The organism is Telluria sp. ZB2R32 (genome assembly GCF_059685715.1).
The window spans coordinates 153,524-169,917 of the sequence record NZ_JCASIG010000001.1 but is presented as its reverse complement, the minus strand read 5'-3'; the positions used below and the strand labels follow the sequence as shown (position 1 = coordinate 169,917).

The following is a 16,394-nucleotide window of genomic DNA, read 5'->3' as shown; positions in this document are numbered from 1 at the left end:
AATCAGAACACTGCTCGATCCGGCCCAATCGGACACGCCCCAGTTCGCCAGGCGAACCGCAGAAAATCGCACTGACGGCTTTCTCGGGCATGGTTTTTCTGGCAAGATCGTCCGTACAATATAAACAATAGCAGGGGGAGCGATGCGGCCAGCCCGCTGGAAAAGCTGGACCCGGCGGCTGGCATTCGCGTTGGCAGGGCTGCTCTTGCTGATGATGCTCGCTGCCTGGCTGCTGCTGCGCGCCAGCCTCGCGCAGCGCGACGGCGAGCGCACGGCACGGGCACTGGTGGCGCCGGTCACGGTCGCGCGCGATGCGGCCGGGGTACCCCTCATCCGCGGCAACAACCGCTTCGATCTTGCCTACGCCACCGGCTTCGTACACGCCCAGGAACGCTATTTTCAAATGGACTTGCTGCGCCGGACCGCGGCCGGCGAACTGGCCGCGCTGTTCGGACCGCGCGCGCTGCCGCTCGACCGTGCGCGCCGCCTGCATCGTTTTCGTGCGCGCGCCGTGCGCGTGCTGGCCTCGATGCCGCCGCAGGACCGCCTCTTCGTCGACAGGTATGTGGCCGGCGTCAACGACGGCCTCGATGCGCTCGGCGTGCGTCCTTTCGAATACCTGCTCACCGGCAGCGCGCCGCTGCCCTGGCGCGCCGAGGATACGCTGCTGGCGGTGTGGGCAATGTTCATCGACCTGCAGGGCAGCCAGGCGCCGCGCGAACTGGCGCGCGGCTGGCTGCGCGCACACAGCGATGCGGCGCAGCTCGCCTTTCTGCTGCCCGCGTTCTCGCGCTGGGATGCGCCGCTCGACAATGCCGCCGCGCCGCCGGAGGTACCCGTGCCGCCGACGGCGCCGACGTGGTGGGGCGCCGCTGCGGCCCCGCCTGCGCCGCTGGCGCTGCGCGAACGCGGCGAACTGGTCGGCAGCAACAACTATGCGATCGCCGGCAGCCGCAGCACGACCGGCGCCGCGATCGTCGCCGACGACATGCACCTCGGCCTGCAACTACCGAACATCTGGTACCGGCTGGCGCTGGCCTGGCCGGACGGGCAGGGCCGCGAGCGGCGCCTGGTCGGGGTGACGCTGCCCGGCGCGCCGCCGCTGGTGATTGCCGGCAGCAATGGTAAAGTGGCCTGGGGTTTTACCAACAGCTACGGCGATTACCTCGACCTGGTCGAAGTGCGCTTCGACCGCGCGCGGCCCGGGGAGGTGCAGACGCCGCGCGGCTGGGAGCGTCCGGCTGAATACGTCGAGACGATCGAGGTGAAAGGCGCGCCGGCGCAGCGGCTGCCGGTGCGCGAGACCGCCTTCGGGCCGCTGCGCACGGCGGGCGGCGTCACCCATGCGCTGCACTGGGTCGCGCACGATCCGGGCGCGCTCAACCTGAACCATCTGCGGCTGGAGACGGCGGACACGGTCGAGGCGGCCCTGGCGATTGCCGCCGTCGACGGCATCCCGGCCCAGAATTTCGTCGCCGGCGACAGTGCCGGTACTATCGGCTGGACGATCGCGGGCCGGCTGCCGCGGCGCGCCGCCAGCGCCGGCGATGCCAGTTTCCCCTTGCAGGTTGGAGCCATCACGCCACCGTGGGATGGCCTGCTCGCGCCCGAAGAGTATCCGCGCGTGGTCAATCCACCCGACGGCCAGCTCTCGACCGCCAACAGCCGCCAGTTGCTGGGCGCCGGGAGCAGCCTGATCGGCGACGGCGGTTTCGACCTCGGCGCGCGCAGCAGCCAGCTGCGCGAGCGCCTGCGCGCGCTGGAGCCGCGCACCGACGAAGCGGGCGCCTTTGCGGTCGCGCTGGACGACCGCGCGCTCTTCATCGCCGGCTGGCGCGCGCGGGCGCTGGCGGTGCTCGACGGGGCGGCGCTACAGGGACATCCGCGCCGCGCCGCCTTCCGCCACCAGCTCGCGACCAGCTGGAACGGGCGCGCCGACGTCGCCGCGGTCGGCTACCGGCTGGCGCGCGATTTCATGTGGGCGCTGCACGACCTTTGTTTCGACGGCGTCGATGCGCAACTGGCGGCGCTCGATCCCAAGGCGACGATGGCGCTGGCGAACCCGCGCTGGCCGGCGGTATTGGGCCGCCTGCTCGACGAACAGCCGGCCGGTTGGCTGCCCCCGGGCCGGCGTAACTGGCGCGATGTGCAACTGGCGGCGGTCGACCGCGTCATCGCCGAACTCGATCGCGCGGGCATACCGTTGGAACAGGCGACCTGGGGCGCACGCAACACGGCGGCGATCATGCATCCGATCGCGCTGGCGATCCCGGCGCTGGGAAAATGGCTGGGTGTGCCGCCCGACCAGCTGCCCGGCGACGCCCACATGCCGCGCGTGGCCGGTCCGAAGTTCGGCCAGTCGGAGCGGATGACGGTGTCGCCGGGACGCGAGGAGGCGGGGCTTTACAACATGCCGGGCGGGCAGAGCGGCCATCCGCTGTCGCCGTACTTCCGCCATGGGCATGCCGACTGGGTGCGGGGGCGTCCGGTGCCGCTGTTGCCGGGCGCGGCACGCCATACCTTGACGCTGGCGCCGGCGCGGTAGTTCAAGGCGCCGGCAAGGCCAGGCGCAGCGGTCCCAGCATCTCGGTGATGGTCTCCGCGCTCGACGGGTGGCCCAGGAAGAAGCCCTGCACCAGGTCGCAGCCGTACTGCTCGAGCAAGACCAGCTGCTCGTCGGTCTCGACCCCTTCGGCCACCACCGCCATTTTGAGGCCGTGGGCCATGGCGATGATGGCGCGCGTGATCGCCGCGTTTTCCGAATCCTGCGGCAGGCCGCAGATGAAGCTGCGGTCGATCTTCAGGGAGCGCACGTCGAAGCGCTTGAGGTAGTTCATCGACGAGTAGCCGGTGCCGAAGTCGTCGATCGAGAGATAGACGCCGATGCCGCGCAACTGTTCGAGGGTGGCCATGGTGGCGCGGGCGTCGTCCATCAGCGTGCCCTCGGTCAGTTCGAGTTCGAGCAGCTTCGGGTCGAGTCCCGTTTCGTCGAGCGCGGAGAGAACGATCTGCGACAGGTTCTCGTCCTTGAACTGCTTGGCCGAGAGGTTCACCGCGACCCGTACCGAGCGGTGGAAGGCGCGCTGCCACAGGCGCGCCTGGTTGCAGGCGGTACGCAGCACCCATTCGCCGATCGGCACGATCAGGCCGGTTTCCTCGGCCAGCGGGATGAATTCGGTCGGCGAGATGAGGCCGCGCTCCGGGTGGCGCCAGCGCACCAGCGCCTCGACACCGACGATGTCGAGCGTGCGCACGTCGAGCTGCGGCTGGTACAGCAGGTACAGTTCGTCGTTCTGCAAGGCCTTGCGCAAGCCGACTTCGAGCTTCACGTGGCTCATGATCTGCATCGTCAGCGAAGAACTGTACAGCTTGGCGTTGTTCTTGCCGCAGTTGTTGGCGTGGTACATCGCCGTGTCGGCGAATTTGAGCAGCGAATTGCAGTCGTCGCCGTCTTCCGGGAACAGCGAGATGCCGATGCTGGCCGTAACAAAGATCTCGTTGCCGTCGATGAGAAAGGGCCGGCGCATCGCTTCCTTGACCCGGTGCGCGACGTTGAGCGCATGCTCGACCCGTTCCAGGTCGGGAATCAAAATCGTGAATTCGTCGCCGCCCAGGCGCGCCAGGTTGGTGGCCGAGGTTTCGGCGACCATGGCCTCGCCGGGAAGTGCTTCGCTCCTCGACACCAGGTCGCTCGGGCGGATCGTCTCGCGCAGGCGTTCCGAGACGATTTTCAGCAGGTGGTCGCCCACGTTGTGGCCAAGTGTATCGTTGATGCGTTTGAAGGCGTCGAGGTCCATGAACAGCACCGCGAACTTCTTGTTGCCGACTTTCGAGCGCTGCAGTTCGCGCTCGAGCGTCTCGAGAAAGGCCTGGCGGTTGGGGATGCCGGTCAGGCTGTCGCAATAGGCCAGGCGCCGGATCTGTTCTTCGCTGCGTTTGCGCTCGCTGATGTCGCGCACCAGTCCCAGCACTTCGGAGGGGCCGGTGGCCACCAGGCGCGCTTCGAAATGCTGGGTGTCGCCGAAGCGCTGCAGCTCGTATTCGATCGAGCGGATCTGCTGGGTGCGCAGCACTTCGCCCAGCTGCTCCATCACGCGCCTGGCGATCTCGCGCGGCAGCACCTCGCTGATGTGGCGCCCGACGCAGCGCTCGCTGGTGAACGGCACGGCGCCGTCGCGCTCGCGGCTGGGAAAGCCGCGCCCCGGCCATTCGCGGCCCGGCTCATAGTCGAGATAAAAGCCGTCGCGGTTCATGCGGAAGAAGGTGTCCGGAATCGCGGCCAGCACGGCGCGGTTCTGGGCGTCGGCAATGCGCAGGCGCGCGATGGCGTCGCTGGCGCGCAGCACGTACAGCACCCGGTGGCCGAGGATCGGCCAGTTGATCGGCTTCGAGACGAAGTCGGTGGCGCCGGCCTCGTAGGCGCTGGTGACCGCTTCGATGTCGTCGCCGCCGGTGACCATCACGATCGGCAGCGAGGCGCCCGGACCCTCGCTGCGGCGGATCGCGCGGCAGGCGGCGAAGCCGTCCAGGTGCGGCATCTCGACATCCATCAGGATCAGGTCGGGACGGCGTTCGCGCGCGAGAAGCAGCGCCTGGCGCCCGTCCTCGGCCTCGATGCCGTCCAGCCCGACCTGCTGCAGCATCTCGAGCATCAGCAGGCGCATCACCGGATCGTCGTCGGCGACCAGCACGACACCGCGTTGTGTGGATGGGGAGGGTGGCATGGGGTTCCTTCGCTAGACGAGCATGGCGTTCAACGACTGCTGCACCGCCTGGAACTCTTCTTCCATATCGGTGAGTAAGGTGGCCGCACCCGTCACGCTGGCGTTGCGGCCCATTTGTTCGAGGTCCTTGCACAGGCGCGCCAGCGTCTCGGCGCCGACGTTGGCGCTTGAGGACTTCAGGCTGTGCGCGACCCGGCGCACGGTATCGGCGTCCTGGCCACCGACGGCCTGGCGCAGCGTGCGCAGGTGCTGGGGCGTATCGCCGACATAGGCCGCGATCACCTTCTGCACCAGCGCGTCGCCGCCTCTCTGGCTGAGCGCGCGGATGTTTTCCAGCGCGCGCGCGTTGATGACGTCGCGCTGGATCACGTCGCGCATCGCCGGCGGCAGGGTCGGCGCGGCGTCATCATGGTGGACGCTGCTGCTGAGCGGCATGGCGATCCAGCGCCCGATCACGCCCGCCAGCTCGGCCTGGGTAAACGGTTTCGACAGGTAGTCGTCCATGCCGGCGGCCAGGCAGGCTTCGCGGTCGCCCTGCAGCGCGTTCGCCGTGATCGCAATCACCGGCAACGTGCGCGGGCGGCCGGCGTCCTGTTCTTCGCGGCGGATGGCGGCGGTGGCGGCAAAACCGTCCATCACCGGCATCTGGCAATCCATCAGCACCGCCTCGAAGGTGTGGGCGCGTACCGCCTCCAATGCCTGAAGCCCGTTCTGTGCCACTTGCGCCTGCAGTCCCAGGCTCTCGAGCATGGCCTTGGCCACTTCGACGTTCACCGGGTTGTCCTCGGCCAGCAGCACGCGCCGGATGCGCGCCATCCCTTCGCCGCGTGGCGCCTGCGGCGGCGGCAGGAACTGGGCGGCGGGCGCGGTCAGGCCGCGCGCACGCGTGCCGAGGCAGCCGAACAGGTCGGCCGCGCGCGCCGGTTCGATCAACTGGTAAGCGACACCGGCTTCGCGCCGCTGTACCGGGTCGGCCGCCAGGCGCTCGGGGCTGAGCAGGATCAGGCGTGTCGGCCGCGTCAACGGGTCGGCCTTGATGGTGGCGGCCAGCAGCAGCCCGCTCGATTGATTCAGTTCCATGTTGAGGATGGCGGCGTCGAAGGGCGTGCCGACGCGCGCCTGCGCCGCCAGCATGTCAAGCGCGGCGCGGGCGCCGGCCGCCTGTTCGCAGGCCAGTCCCCAGGCCGACAGGTGGCGTGCCAGGGCGATGCGCGTGGTGTCGTCCTCGTCGACCACCAGCACGCGCATGCCGTTCAGGTTCTGCTGCCCGCCAGGCGCCACCACGCCGGGCGCGTCCGGGTCGACGCGGCGCTTGTCGAAGCTGACCGTGAACCAGAACACCGAGCCCTGCTTGACGCCGTTGTGGGTGCCGTTGTCGACGCCGATCGCACCGCCCATCAGTTCGACCAGCTGTTTCGAGATCGCCAGGCCCAGGCCGGTGCCGCCGAACTTGCGGGTGGTCGAATCGTCGGCCTGCGAAAAGGCTTCGAACAGGCGCCCGCGCGCCTCGCGCGAGATGCCGATGCCGGTATCGATCACCTCGAAGCGCAGCACCACCGCCTGGCTGTCTTCGCTCGCCACGCGCACGCGCGCCACGATGCGGCCCTCTTCGGTGAACTTGATCGCGTTGCCGAGCAAATTGGCCATGATCTGGCGCAGCCGGTTGGGGTCGCCGCAGATCGCCACCGGGATGTCGTTGGCGATGTCGAAGTCGAAGGCGATGCCCTTGTTCTGCGCCTGCGGCGTGTAGACCGTGTGGATGTCTTCGAGCAGGTCCCACAGGTTGAAGTTGATGTATTCGATGGTCAGCTTGCCGGCCTCGATTTTCGAGAAGTCGAGGATGTCGTTAATGATCACCAGCAGGTGTTCGCCCGAGCGCTTGACCAGGCGCGTGTAGTTGCGCTGGGCTTCGGTGAGGCTGGTCCCGAGCAGCATCTCGGTCATGCCCAGCACGCCGTTCATCGGGGTACGGATCTCGTGGCTCATGGTGGCCAGGAAGGCGCTCTTGGCGCGGCTGGCCGCTTCGGCGGCGTTCTTGGCGCGCTCGAGCTGTTCGGTACGCACCGACACCTGGCGTTCAAGTTCGTCGCGGTGCGTGGTCAGCGCCGCGCCGCGGCCCTCGATCTGGGCCAGCATGTCGTTGAAGCTGTCGATCAGCGTGCCCAGTTCGTCGTGGCGCGTATGCTGCACGCGCAAGGTGGTGTTCTGGCTCTCCGACACCTGTTTTGCCGCCCCGATCAGCTTCGTGACCGGATCGGTGATGCTGCGCGTGAAACGCCGCGCCAGCACCAGCGACACCAGCAGCGAGACGCACATGGCGCCGGCGAGTACGCCGACGCCGCGCAGGATGTCACGCCACATCGGCAGCAGGTCGAGTTCGATCACCAGGACGCCGACCTGGGCCGTGCCGCCGATGACAGGCCGGTACAGCCGCAGGCGCGGCGAAGTGATCCGGCTGCCGTCGAGATTGGCAGCGGCCAGCGCGGCGGCGTCCATGGCATCGAGCCTGGGCGCCGGCTTTCCGCCCGCCTGGCCAGGCGCGTTATAGGTGGCAAACAGCATGCCCTTGCGGTCGTACAGGGCGGCGCGCGAGATCTCCGGCTTCGCTTCGAGCGACACGAGCAGGGTCAGGGCCAGGGTAGGGTCGTTGAAGATGAGCGCGTCGGCGCTGCTGGTGGCCACCACGCCGGCCAGCGAGGACAGGTGGCGTCCTTCGTTCTCGCGCTTGTTGATGACCGAGGCGCTCGAGTAGGCGACGAACACGCATAGCAGCGCAGTGGCGGTCGACAGCAGCGACATCGTCGTCAGTTTGCGGTACAGGCTGGAGCGCGCGAAGTTCGGCATGGAGGCAGCTTGGCAGGAGCGGCATGGCGATACGGGCCGGCGCCAACCAGCGCGCGCATGCCCTCCTTGCAGAAATGCAAATTCCTGCAAGAAAAAATATTACGTGGGAGGGGAGGGGGTGGCTTTGCGTTGCCGCAAAGCGGGGGGAGGGGGTGTTGCAGGGTGGACGGCTGTGCCGTCCACGCGTTTCGTGCGCGGGATGGAAACGCGCGTTATCTTTATACGGAGGTTCTCCCGTGGGCACAAGTGCCCACGTTACGCGCAGCGGATGTTGCTGACGCGAAGCGTCAGCAACATCCTCCACTTCTTCCGGAACCATAGCGCGCTTCCTGCCGCTCGCGGAAGAATTCCTCGTACGTCATGACCGGCTTGTCCGGATGCTCGCGCTCCATGTGCGCCAGGTAGGTGTCGTACTCGGGCAGGCCGACCATCAGGCGCATGCTTTGCCCGAGATAACGGCCGGCCTGGGCGAGGGTGGAGAACATCACGGCACCTGCGGCGTCGGCGCAGCGACGAACGGCGATTCCTTGACCGTCGGGCTGCTGTTGTTGCGCGCATTGATCACGGTGCGGATGCCGTAGTACAGCACGGCGATCACCACGACCATGAAGAAGCCGGCCAGCGCGGCGTCGACGTAATCGTTGAAGATAATGCGGCGCATCTCGCCGAGCGACTTGGCCGGGGCCAGCACCTGGCCCTGGTCGAGCGCGGCCTGGAACTTCTGGGCGTGGGCCACGAAGCCGATCTTCACGTTTTCGTGGAAGATCTTTTGCCAGCCGGCGCTTAAGGTGCAGATCAGCAGCCAGATGGTCGGCACCACGGTGACCCAGGCGTATTTGCCGCGCTTCATCTTGAACAGCACGACCGTGCCCAGCATCAGCGCGATACCGGCCAGCATCTGGTTGGCGATGCCGAACAGCGGCCACAGGGTGTTGATGCCGCCCAGCGGATCGACCACGCCCTGGTACAGGAAGTAACCCCAGGCCGCCACGCACAGGCCGGTGGCCAGCAGGTTGGCCGGCAGCGACTCGGTGCGCTTCAGGGCCGGGGCGAACGCGCCCAGCAAATCCTGCAGCATGAAGCGGCCCGCGCGGGTGCCGGCATCGACCGCGGTCAGGATGAACAGCGCCTCGAACAGGATCGCGAAGTGGTACCAGAAGGCCATCATGGTCTTGCCGCCGACGACGTTCGAGAGGATGTTGGCCATGCCGACCGCCAGCGTCGGAGCGCCGCCGGCGCGCGAGATGATGGTGTGCTCGCCGACGTCCTTGGCCATTTGCGTGAGTGCGTCCGGCGTCACGACGAAGCCCCAGTTCGAGACGGCCGCCGCCGCGCTTTCGGCGGTGGTGCCAAGCAGCGCCGCCGGCGCGTTCATCGCAAAATAAATGCCCGGGTCGATGGTCGACGCGGCCACCAGCGCCATGATGGCGACAAAGGATTCCATCAGCATCGCGCCGTAGCCGATGAAGCGGGCGTGGCTCTCGTTCTCGATCATCTTCGGCGTGGTGCCCGAGGAGATCAGCGCGTGGAAGCCGGACACGGCGCCGCAGGCGATCGTGATGAACAGGAAGGGGAACAGGTTGCCCGACCACACCGGACCGGTGCCGTCGACGAAACGCGTCACGGCCGGCATCTGCATGTGCGGCGCGACCAGCAGGATGCCGATCGCCAGCGCCACGATGGTGCCGATTTTAAGGAAGGTCGACAGGTAGTCGCGCGGCGCCAGCAGCAGCCAGACCGGAATCACGGAAGCGACGAAACCGTAGCCGATCAGCATCCAGGTCAGCTCGGTGCCGGTGAAGGTGAACATCGGGCCCAGGGTCGGCGAATCGTGCACCCACTGGCCGCCGATGATGGCGAGCATCAAGAGGATGAAGCCGATGAAGGAAATCTCGCCGATGCGGCCGACGCGGATGTAGCGCGAATAGATGCCCATGAAGAGCGCGATCGGGATCGTCGCCATCACGGTGAAGCTGCCCCAGGGCGAGCCGGTCAGCGCCTTGACGACGATCAGCGCCAGCACCGCCAGGATGATGACCATGATCATGAAGGTACCGAACAGCGCAATGATGCCCGGGATTTCGCCCATTTCCGATTTGATGAGGTCGCCCAGCGAGCGGCCGTCGCGGCGCATCGACATGAACAGGACGATGAAGTCCTGCACCGCGCCGGCAAACACGACGCCGGCGAGGATCCACATCATGCCGGGCAGGTAGCCCATCTGCGCGGCGAGCACGGGGCCGACCAGCGGGCCGGCGCCGGCAATGGCCGCGAAGTGGTGGCCGAACAGCACGTACTGGTTGGTCGGTACATAATCGAGGCCGTCGTTGTATTTATAGGCGGGGGTCTGGCGGCCGGGGTCGAGTCCCATCACCTTGGTGGCGATGTACAGGCTGTAGAAACGGTAGGCGATCAGGTAGACGCAGACGGCGGCTGCCACCACCCACACGGCATTGATGGACTCGCCGCGGCGCAAGGCCACGTAAGCGAGCGCACCGGCGCCGAGGAGTGAGAGCGCCGCCCAGCCGAGTCGATTTCCGAGACGATTCATGATGGCTCCTTGAAGTTATTGTTGGTATGGGCGCGGCGCATCTGCCATGCTGGCGGAGCTGCCAGCGCGGGTGGAAGGGTCCGACCCCGGACTGTCGTTATTATTGCCTTATTATGTAAAAGGCAAGCGCATGATTCTAACCGCCGGGTGTGGCAATTTAGCTACGTATTATCCCTTAGTGCTTTTGTCATTATCTCGACGTCAAATGTATCCTTGTGGAAACATTCGCATTGCTTTTGGTCATTTGCTCGACTAATATTGTCTTACTACCTATTCCGAAGACGCCGATGGCCTTGCTGGACCCGACAACCCTCCCGCTGGTGCGCCTGTACCCGGTGGCGAACAGCCGTAACGAATGGGTGGCGCTGCGCATGGACCTGACGGCTGGCGCGGCGCCGGCGCACGCATCGGAGGACATCTCTGCCTTGTTCGGCGCGCCCGACCTGCTGGCGGCGATCGCCCCGCTCGACTGCGTGCTGCACCTGGCCGACCCGGCCGAGCTCACGCCCAACCAGCTGTCCCTGCTGCCGCCGCAACGGGTCGTGCTGGCGTTCGCCGGCGGCGCGCTGGCGCGCGAGGGCGCAGCCCAGCGCCTGGCCGCGCTGGCCGATGCCGGTTACCGCTTGCTGCTCGACGGCGCGCTGGCGTTCGGCAAGGCGCGTCCGCCACAGGTGCGCGCCGTATCGCTCGATTGCCGCATCGGCGCGCCCGTGGCCGGCAGCCTCGCGCCGGCCTTTGGACCGCACCTGGCGTATGGTGTCGACAGCGCGGCGCGCCTGGCCGCCTGCATGCGCGCCGGCTTCGGCTGGTTCAGCGGCGACTATCCGCTCGACCGGAGCGACGCGCGGCCGCAGGACGCCACCTCGCGCCGGCGCATCCTGGGCCTGCTGGCTTTACTGGCGTCGGACGCCGATGCGCGCGAACTCGAATTGCTGCTCAAGCAGGACCCGGCGCTCTCTTACCACCTGCTCAAACTGGTCAATTCGGCGGCCTTTGCGGTCAATACCACGATTACCGGCTACGCCCATGCGATCGCCGTGCTCGGCCGGCGCCAGCTGCAGCGCTGGCTGCAACTGCTGCTGTACGCGCGCAGCGAAGCCGACGGCTTGCCGAACCTGCTGCTGCCCCTGGCAGCGCTGCGCGCCGGCCAGCTGGAGATGCTGTGCAAGCGTGATGGCGGCGACCGCGACGCCCAGGACGTGGCCTTCATGACCGGCGCCTTTTCCCTGCTCGACCGCCTGCTCGGCATGCCGATGGCCGAGATCCTCGCCGAGCTTCCTCTGCCTGGGGACGTAAGGACGGCGCTGCTGGCGCGCGAAGGCGTACTGGGCCAGCGCCTGCTGCTGAGCGAAGCCGGTCCCGACGCCGCGCTGCTGGCGAATGCCGAGGTCGACGCAGCGGCTTGGTGGGACAGCCAGCTGCACGCGCATCACTGGGCGATCCAGGTGGCCCGCAATGTCTGACGCGCTGGTCCTCCCAACCCACGATTTCGTTGCCTGCAGCGCTGCGCTCAGCCAGGCCGTGCTGCGCCTGCGCGGCGAGGCGCTGAGCGCGGAACTGGGCCGCATCGCGCGCGCCCTGCTGGCCAGTCCCGAGGGGTGCTTCCGCCCGGTCGACCCGATGGCGCCGAACGGCGCCGAACCCTGCGTCGCGCCGCCGGGCATGCTGGTGCACGAAATCCACACCGACGGCGCCTATTACGGCTGCTACGAAGTCGGCGGGCGCGGCGACTACGACGAACAGGACCGGCGCAACCTGGCAGGCCTGGCCACGCTCACCGGCACGCTGCTGCAGGTGCACTCGCTGGCGCGCCACGCGACCCACGCCTATGCCGGCATCGAGGCGCAACTGGCGCGCCAGTCGCAAATCCTCGACCAGATCCACGAATCGGTGCTCACGCTCGACCTGATGGGCTACATCACCAGCTGGAACGGCGGCGCCGAGCGCCTGTTCGGCTATTCGTCGCTGGAGGCGGTTGGGCAGAGCATCCTGTTCCTCTATGTCGACGAGGACGAAAGCCTGCCCGATGCGTTCGCCGAAAACGGCGGGCGCATGATGGAAGTGCGGCGCCGTAAAAAGTCGGGCGAGGTGTTCTGGGCCAGCCTGTCGCTCTCGCCCCTGCGCGACATGAACGAGCGCCCGGTCGGCCTGATCGCCTACCTCACCGACATCACCGAGCGCAAATTGGCCGAAGAACGCCTGCACCACCTCGCTTATTACAACGAACTGACCGGCCTGCCGAACCGCACCCTGTTCGCGCGCCTGGTCGACCAGGCGCTGATGGTCGCGCAGCGCAACGTCGCCACCGGCTGCGTGCTGTTCATCGACCTCAATCGCTTCAAGCTGGTGAACGACACCCTCGGCCGCCGCGTCGGCGACGAATTGCTGCGCCAGGTCGCGGCGTGCTTTCGCGCCACCCTGCGCGAAGAAGACGTGGTCGCGCACCTGGCCGGCGACGAATTCGCGGTCGGCCTGTTCGACATCCGCCAGCACTTCGAGGCCACCACGGTCGCCCAGAAGCTGCAGGCCGCGCTCGACGCGCCCTTCGTCATCGACGGCCACGACCTGCGCGTGGGCGCCAGCGTCGGCATCAGCGTGTTCCCGCAGGATGGGGTGGAAGCCGAAACCCTGCTGCGCAACGCCGACATCGCCATGGCGCGCGCGAAAGAGGGCCATGCGAATCCGGACAATAGTGTCGCCTTCTACAGCATGGACATGAACCAGGGCATGCACGAGCGCATGCGCATCGAGTCCGGCCTGCGCCACGCGCTCGGTCACGGCGAACTGCTGCTGTACTACCAGCCGAAGTTCGAAATCGGCAGCGACCGCCTGATCGGCGCCGAAGCGCTGGTACGCTGGGCCCATCCCGAGCGCGGCCTGGTGCCGCCGGTCGACTTCATCCCGCTGGCCGAAACCACTGGCCTGATCGTGCAGGTCGGCGAATGGGTGCTGGAACAGGCCTGCGCCCAGGCCGCCATCTGGCAGCGCGCCGGCTTGCGCCCTTTCCGCATTGCCGTCAATGTCTCGGCGCGCGAATTCACCTCCTCGCTGCCGGCGCGCGTCGTCGCCACTCTGGCGCGCTACGCGCTCGATCCGTGCTGGCTGGAGCTGGAAATTACCGAGAGCACGCTGATGCACGACATCGACCGCGTGATCGGCATCATGGACAGCATCAACGCACTCGGCGTGGCGCTGTCGCTGGACGACTTCGGCACCGGTTATTCGAGCTTGTCCTACCTGAAGCGCTTCCCGATCCACACGCTGAAGATCGACCGCTCGTTCACGACCGGGATTCCCGCGGATTCGAGCGACTGCGCCATCGCCAGCACCATCATCAACATGGGCCGCCAGCTCGGGCACCGGGTAATCGCGGAAGGCGTCGAGACGCTGGACCAGCTCTCCTTCCTGCGCTCCTCGGGCTGCGACGAAGTGCAGGGCTACCTGTACGCGGCGCCGCTGCCGGCGGCGCGCTTCGAGCAGGGGTTGCGGGAGAACTGGTTGCTGGTGTAGGGTGGACGGCTGCGCCGTCCACGCGGTGATACGACAAATCCCTGGCACCGCGTCGAGGCAATAAAAAACCGCCCGGAGGCGGTTTCTGTTGATTTCTGGCGGAAGCGGTGAGATTCGAACTCACGAACGGGTTCCCCCGTCGGCAGTTTTCAAGACTGCTGCCTTCAACCACTCGGCCACGCTTCCTGACGTCCGGCATTATACATAAATCACTCTCTTGAGGGCAGGCAATCGGGCAGGGCACATGTGGTTTGCTATATGATCCCACCCTTCGAACCGAAAGCCCGCAATGCTCATCATCACCATCAAACAAGGCAAGGAAAAGTCCATCCTCGCCGGCGACCCCTGGATCTACCTCTCCGCCATCGACAAAGTCGACGGCAAACCGCAGGAGCGCAGCAAGCCCGGCGCCACCGCCATCGTGCAATCCTCGTCGCGCCAGTTCCTGGCCCGCGCCGCCTACAACGCCAAGTCGCAAATTGCCGCCCGCGTCTGGACCCTGCGCGAGGACGAGCCGATCGACCACGCGTTGATCAAGCGCCGCGTCCAGGCCGCCCTGCAGAAACGCGCTGATGCATGGAAAAAAGCCGACCCGCAAGCGCTGGTCCAGCTGGTCGACGGCGACAAGGATGGCCTCTCCGGCCTGCTGGTGCACAGCTATGGCGGCGCCGACGGCTACCTGGTCTGCCAGTTCAACGCCGCCGGCGTCGACCTGTGGAAGGTGGCCGTGGTGCAGGCGCTCATCAAGGAGACCGGCTGCCCCAACCTGTTCGAGCGCAGCGACGAATTGCTGCGCAAGGGCGAAGGGCTGCCGGACATCTGGCGTGCGCTGGCGGGCAACGAGCCGCCGCAGAAGCTGACGGTGCGCGAGGGTGGACGGCTGGTGCCGATGGATATCCGCACCGGCTTCGTCTATCCGCGCTAGCTCTGCGCTAAACCGCCGGTACCCGCTCGCCGGGAGCGACTGGCTCCCACGGCCGCAATCCCTGGTCCTTGGCCAGCCGGATACGGTGCAGCTTCATCGCATCGATGACGTCGGCCGTTCCCGGACTGCTCGCCAGGACCGGCAAGGTCTGGCTGGCTTCGAGGAAGAACTGGCGTTCGTGCTCAGCGCCCTGGCCGAGCCAGGCATCCGCCCACCAGTCGACGATGCGCTCGCTGGCGCGCGCCAGTCCGGCTTGCGTCACCAGCCGGTTCGACTTCTGGATGTTGATGCGACGCGCCGCCGGCATCAGGTTCCACGCATCGCCACACGGCCACGCCGCATACGGGAAGCAGTGGTCGACGTCGTAGTCCTCCTTTAAACGCGCACCCGACCAGACGCAGTACACCGGTTTGCCGGCGGCGCGGATGCGCTCGACCGCGGTGCGCGCAAGACGCGTGTCGCGCACCGGGTCGGCCCAGGCAAGCAGCGTATGCGCGAGCGCGCGCACGTCAGGCCGCAAGCGGCCGGCGTAGTTCTCCATCAGCCTGACCCATTCCGACACGAGCACGGGCTCGACCCAGACGTTGTAATGGCTCAGCGCCTGCCAGAGTTCGGACGGGACCCGGAAGTCGCCCAGACTCCACAGGAAGGGCTCGTCGATCAGGAGCCGCTCCGGCGTCGCCAGTTGGCGCCGCCGCGCGACCTCGAAGATCGGTTTGTCGCTGGCCGGCCAGCGCAGGTATTTCGCCGGCATGTCGCGGATCAACTGCGAGATCTCGGACAGGCTGCGGTGCAGATGCTTCGCCGTCTGTCCGCCGAAGACCGCGCCGATGCGCAGCTCGACCGGCGCGACCGGTTGCAGGGCGTTGAAGCTGTCGGTCACGAAGCCCGGCCCGGTACCGAGGCGCGAGGCCGGCATTTGCGGCAGGCCGTTTTCGATCAGCGGCTTGACCATCCGCATCCAGAACAGCGCTACCAGGCCGAGCGGAACGACGACCGCATCTGATTCGTAGCGCGCCAGTCCCGCCGCCGAATCGGCAATCCGGGCCAGCACCCGCAGCAGGGCGATCTTGTAGGTCGACGCCTTTTCGTCGACCAGGATCAGGTGGCGCAGCAGGGGCAGGGCGCCCAGGCCATCGTCGGGCAGGCCCAGCACGACGTTGGTCCACGACACCTCGCTGCGCCCGAGCCGGTCCGGGCTGTCGGTGGTGCGCACCACGCGCAGGCCGAACTGCACGGCGAGGCTTGACAGCTCTTCCAGCGACACCGCATGCATCGCCCGCTCGCTGTCGGGCGCGCCGAGCCGCAGGCTGATCGCAATGCGCCCCTTCGGCGCCAGCAGCGTCGCCAGTTTGCGCAGCGCGCGCTGGCGCGCCGGCGCCGGAATGTGCATCCACACCGCCGACAGCAGGATCAGGTCGAAATGCAAACCGAGGCGCCGCACCCGGGCCAGGTCAGGCAGGCTGTCGGAGAGCCAATGAATCCTGCTTGATGGGTGCAAGCGGCGCGCCTGGGCCAGCATGCCGTCCGACGGCTCGACCGCCACGACGTCGTAGCCATGTGCGGCGAACCAGGCGGCGTCGCGCCCGGAACCGGCGCCGATGTCGAGCACGGTGGCGCCGGGCGGCGGCAACAGGTCGAGCAGCGATGCGTGGACGTCTTCGAAGGCGAGCGATTCGTACTGGTCGGCCAGGCGCGCTGCGTGCTGTTCGTAGTGAGGAATAAGCGTCATCGACGGTTCGGTCATCGCAGTTGAGCTGCATATTGTAATCTGGAACTGTTCAATATCTCGGCATGCACCATGTCTGACCCTACTATCAGTACTTCCAAACACTAAACT

At 67.3% G+C, this 16,394-nt stretch carries 9 protein-coding genes and 1 tRNA gene; 4 read left to right on the top strand and 6 right to left on the bottom strand.

The annotated features are described in order from the left end of the window. Window positions 1-142 precede the first annotated feature (142 nt). Window positions 143-2,545, top strand: coding sequence for a penicillin acylase family protein (locus tag AC56LG_RS00755; protein ID WP_497164236.1), 2,403 nt, complete (start codon window positions 143-145; stop codon window positions 2,543-2,545). 1 nt (window position 2,546) lies between these two features. On the opposite strand, the gene AC56LG_RS00750 is transcribed toward AC56LG_RS00755, so the two are convergent. The 4 genes from AC56LG_RS00750 to AC56LG_RS00735 all read right to left on the bottom strand — a co-directional run bounded on the left by AC56LG_RS00750 (window position 2,547) and on the right by AC56LG_RS00735 (window position 10,119). Beyond that, complete coding sequence (locus AC56LG_RS00750; RefSeq protein ID WP_497164235.1) at window positions 2,547-4,724, bottom strand: putative bifunctional diguanylate cyclase/phosphodiesterase; 2,178 nt, start codon at window positions 4,722-4,724, stop codon at window positions 2,547-2,549. 12 nt (window positions 4,725-4,736) lie between these two features. Continuing rightward, window positions 4,737-7,568, bottom strand: coding sequence for a response regulator (locus tag AC56LG_RS00745; protein WP_497164234.1), 2,832 nt, complete (start codon window positions 7,566-7,568; stop codon window positions 4,737-4,739). Between the two features lie 287 nt (window positions 7,569-7,855). Next, entirely contained in the window at window positions 7,856-8,053 is a 198-nt protein-coding gene (locus tag AC56LG_RS00740; protein WP_497164233.1) for a YbdD/YjiX family protein, read from the bottom strand. Beyond that, a complete protein-coding gene (locus AC56LG_RS00735; protein WP_497164232.1) occupies window positions 8,053-10,119 on the bottom strand; it encodes a carbon starvation CstA family protein in 2,067 nt (688 codons plus the stop codon). Before AC56LG_RS00735 ends, AC56LG_RS00740 begins: the two co-directional genes overlap by 1 nt. A gap of 287 nt (window positions 10,120-10,406) precedes the next feature. On the opposite strand from AC56LG_RS00735, the gene AC56LG_RS00730 reads away from it, so the two are divergent. Next, the gene (locus AC56LG_RS00730; RefSeq protein ID WP_497164231.1) at window positions 10,407-11,582 is read left to right on the top strand and encodes an HDOD domain-containing protein; all 1,176 of its coding nucleotides are present in this window, start codon (window positions 10,407-10,409) and stop codon (window positions 11,580-11,582) included. Then, window positions 11,575-13,629, top strand: a complete 2,055-nt coding sequence (locus AC56LG_RS00725) for a putative bifunctional diguanylate cyclase/phosphodiesterase (protein ID WP_497164230.1) — start codon at window positions 11,575-11,577, stop codon at window positions 13,627-13,629. The genes AC56LG_RS00730 and AC56LG_RS00725 overlap by 8 nt, the downstream gene beginning before the upstream one ends. Before the next feature lie 96 nt (window positions 13,630-13,725). On the opposite strand, the gene AC56LG_RS00720 is transcribed toward AC56LG_RS00725, so the two are convergent. Next, a tRNA-Ser gene (locus tag AC56LG_RS00720) sits at window positions 13,726-13,815 on the bottom strand. A 103-nt stretch (window positions 13,816-13,918) separates the two neighbouring features. On the opposite strand from AC56LG_RS00720, the gene AC56LG_RS00715 reads away from it, so the two are divergent. Beyond that, entirely contained in the window at window positions 13,919-14,554 is a 636-nt protein-coding gene (locus AC56LG_RS00715; RefSeq protein WP_497164229.1) for a class I SAM-dependent rRNA methyltransferase, read from the top strand. Between the two features lie 7 nt (window positions 14,555-14,561). Here AC56LG_RS00715 and AC56LG_RS00710 read toward each other — a convergent pair whose 3' ends face one another. Beyond that, on the bottom strand, window positions 14,562-16,286 hold the full coding sequence (locus AC56LG_RS00710) for a class I SAM-dependent methyltransferase (protein ID WP_497164228.1): 1,725 nt from the start codon (window positions 16,284-16,286) through the stop codon (window positions 14,562-14,564). Between the last annotated feature and the right edge of the window lie 108 nt (window positions 16,287-16,394).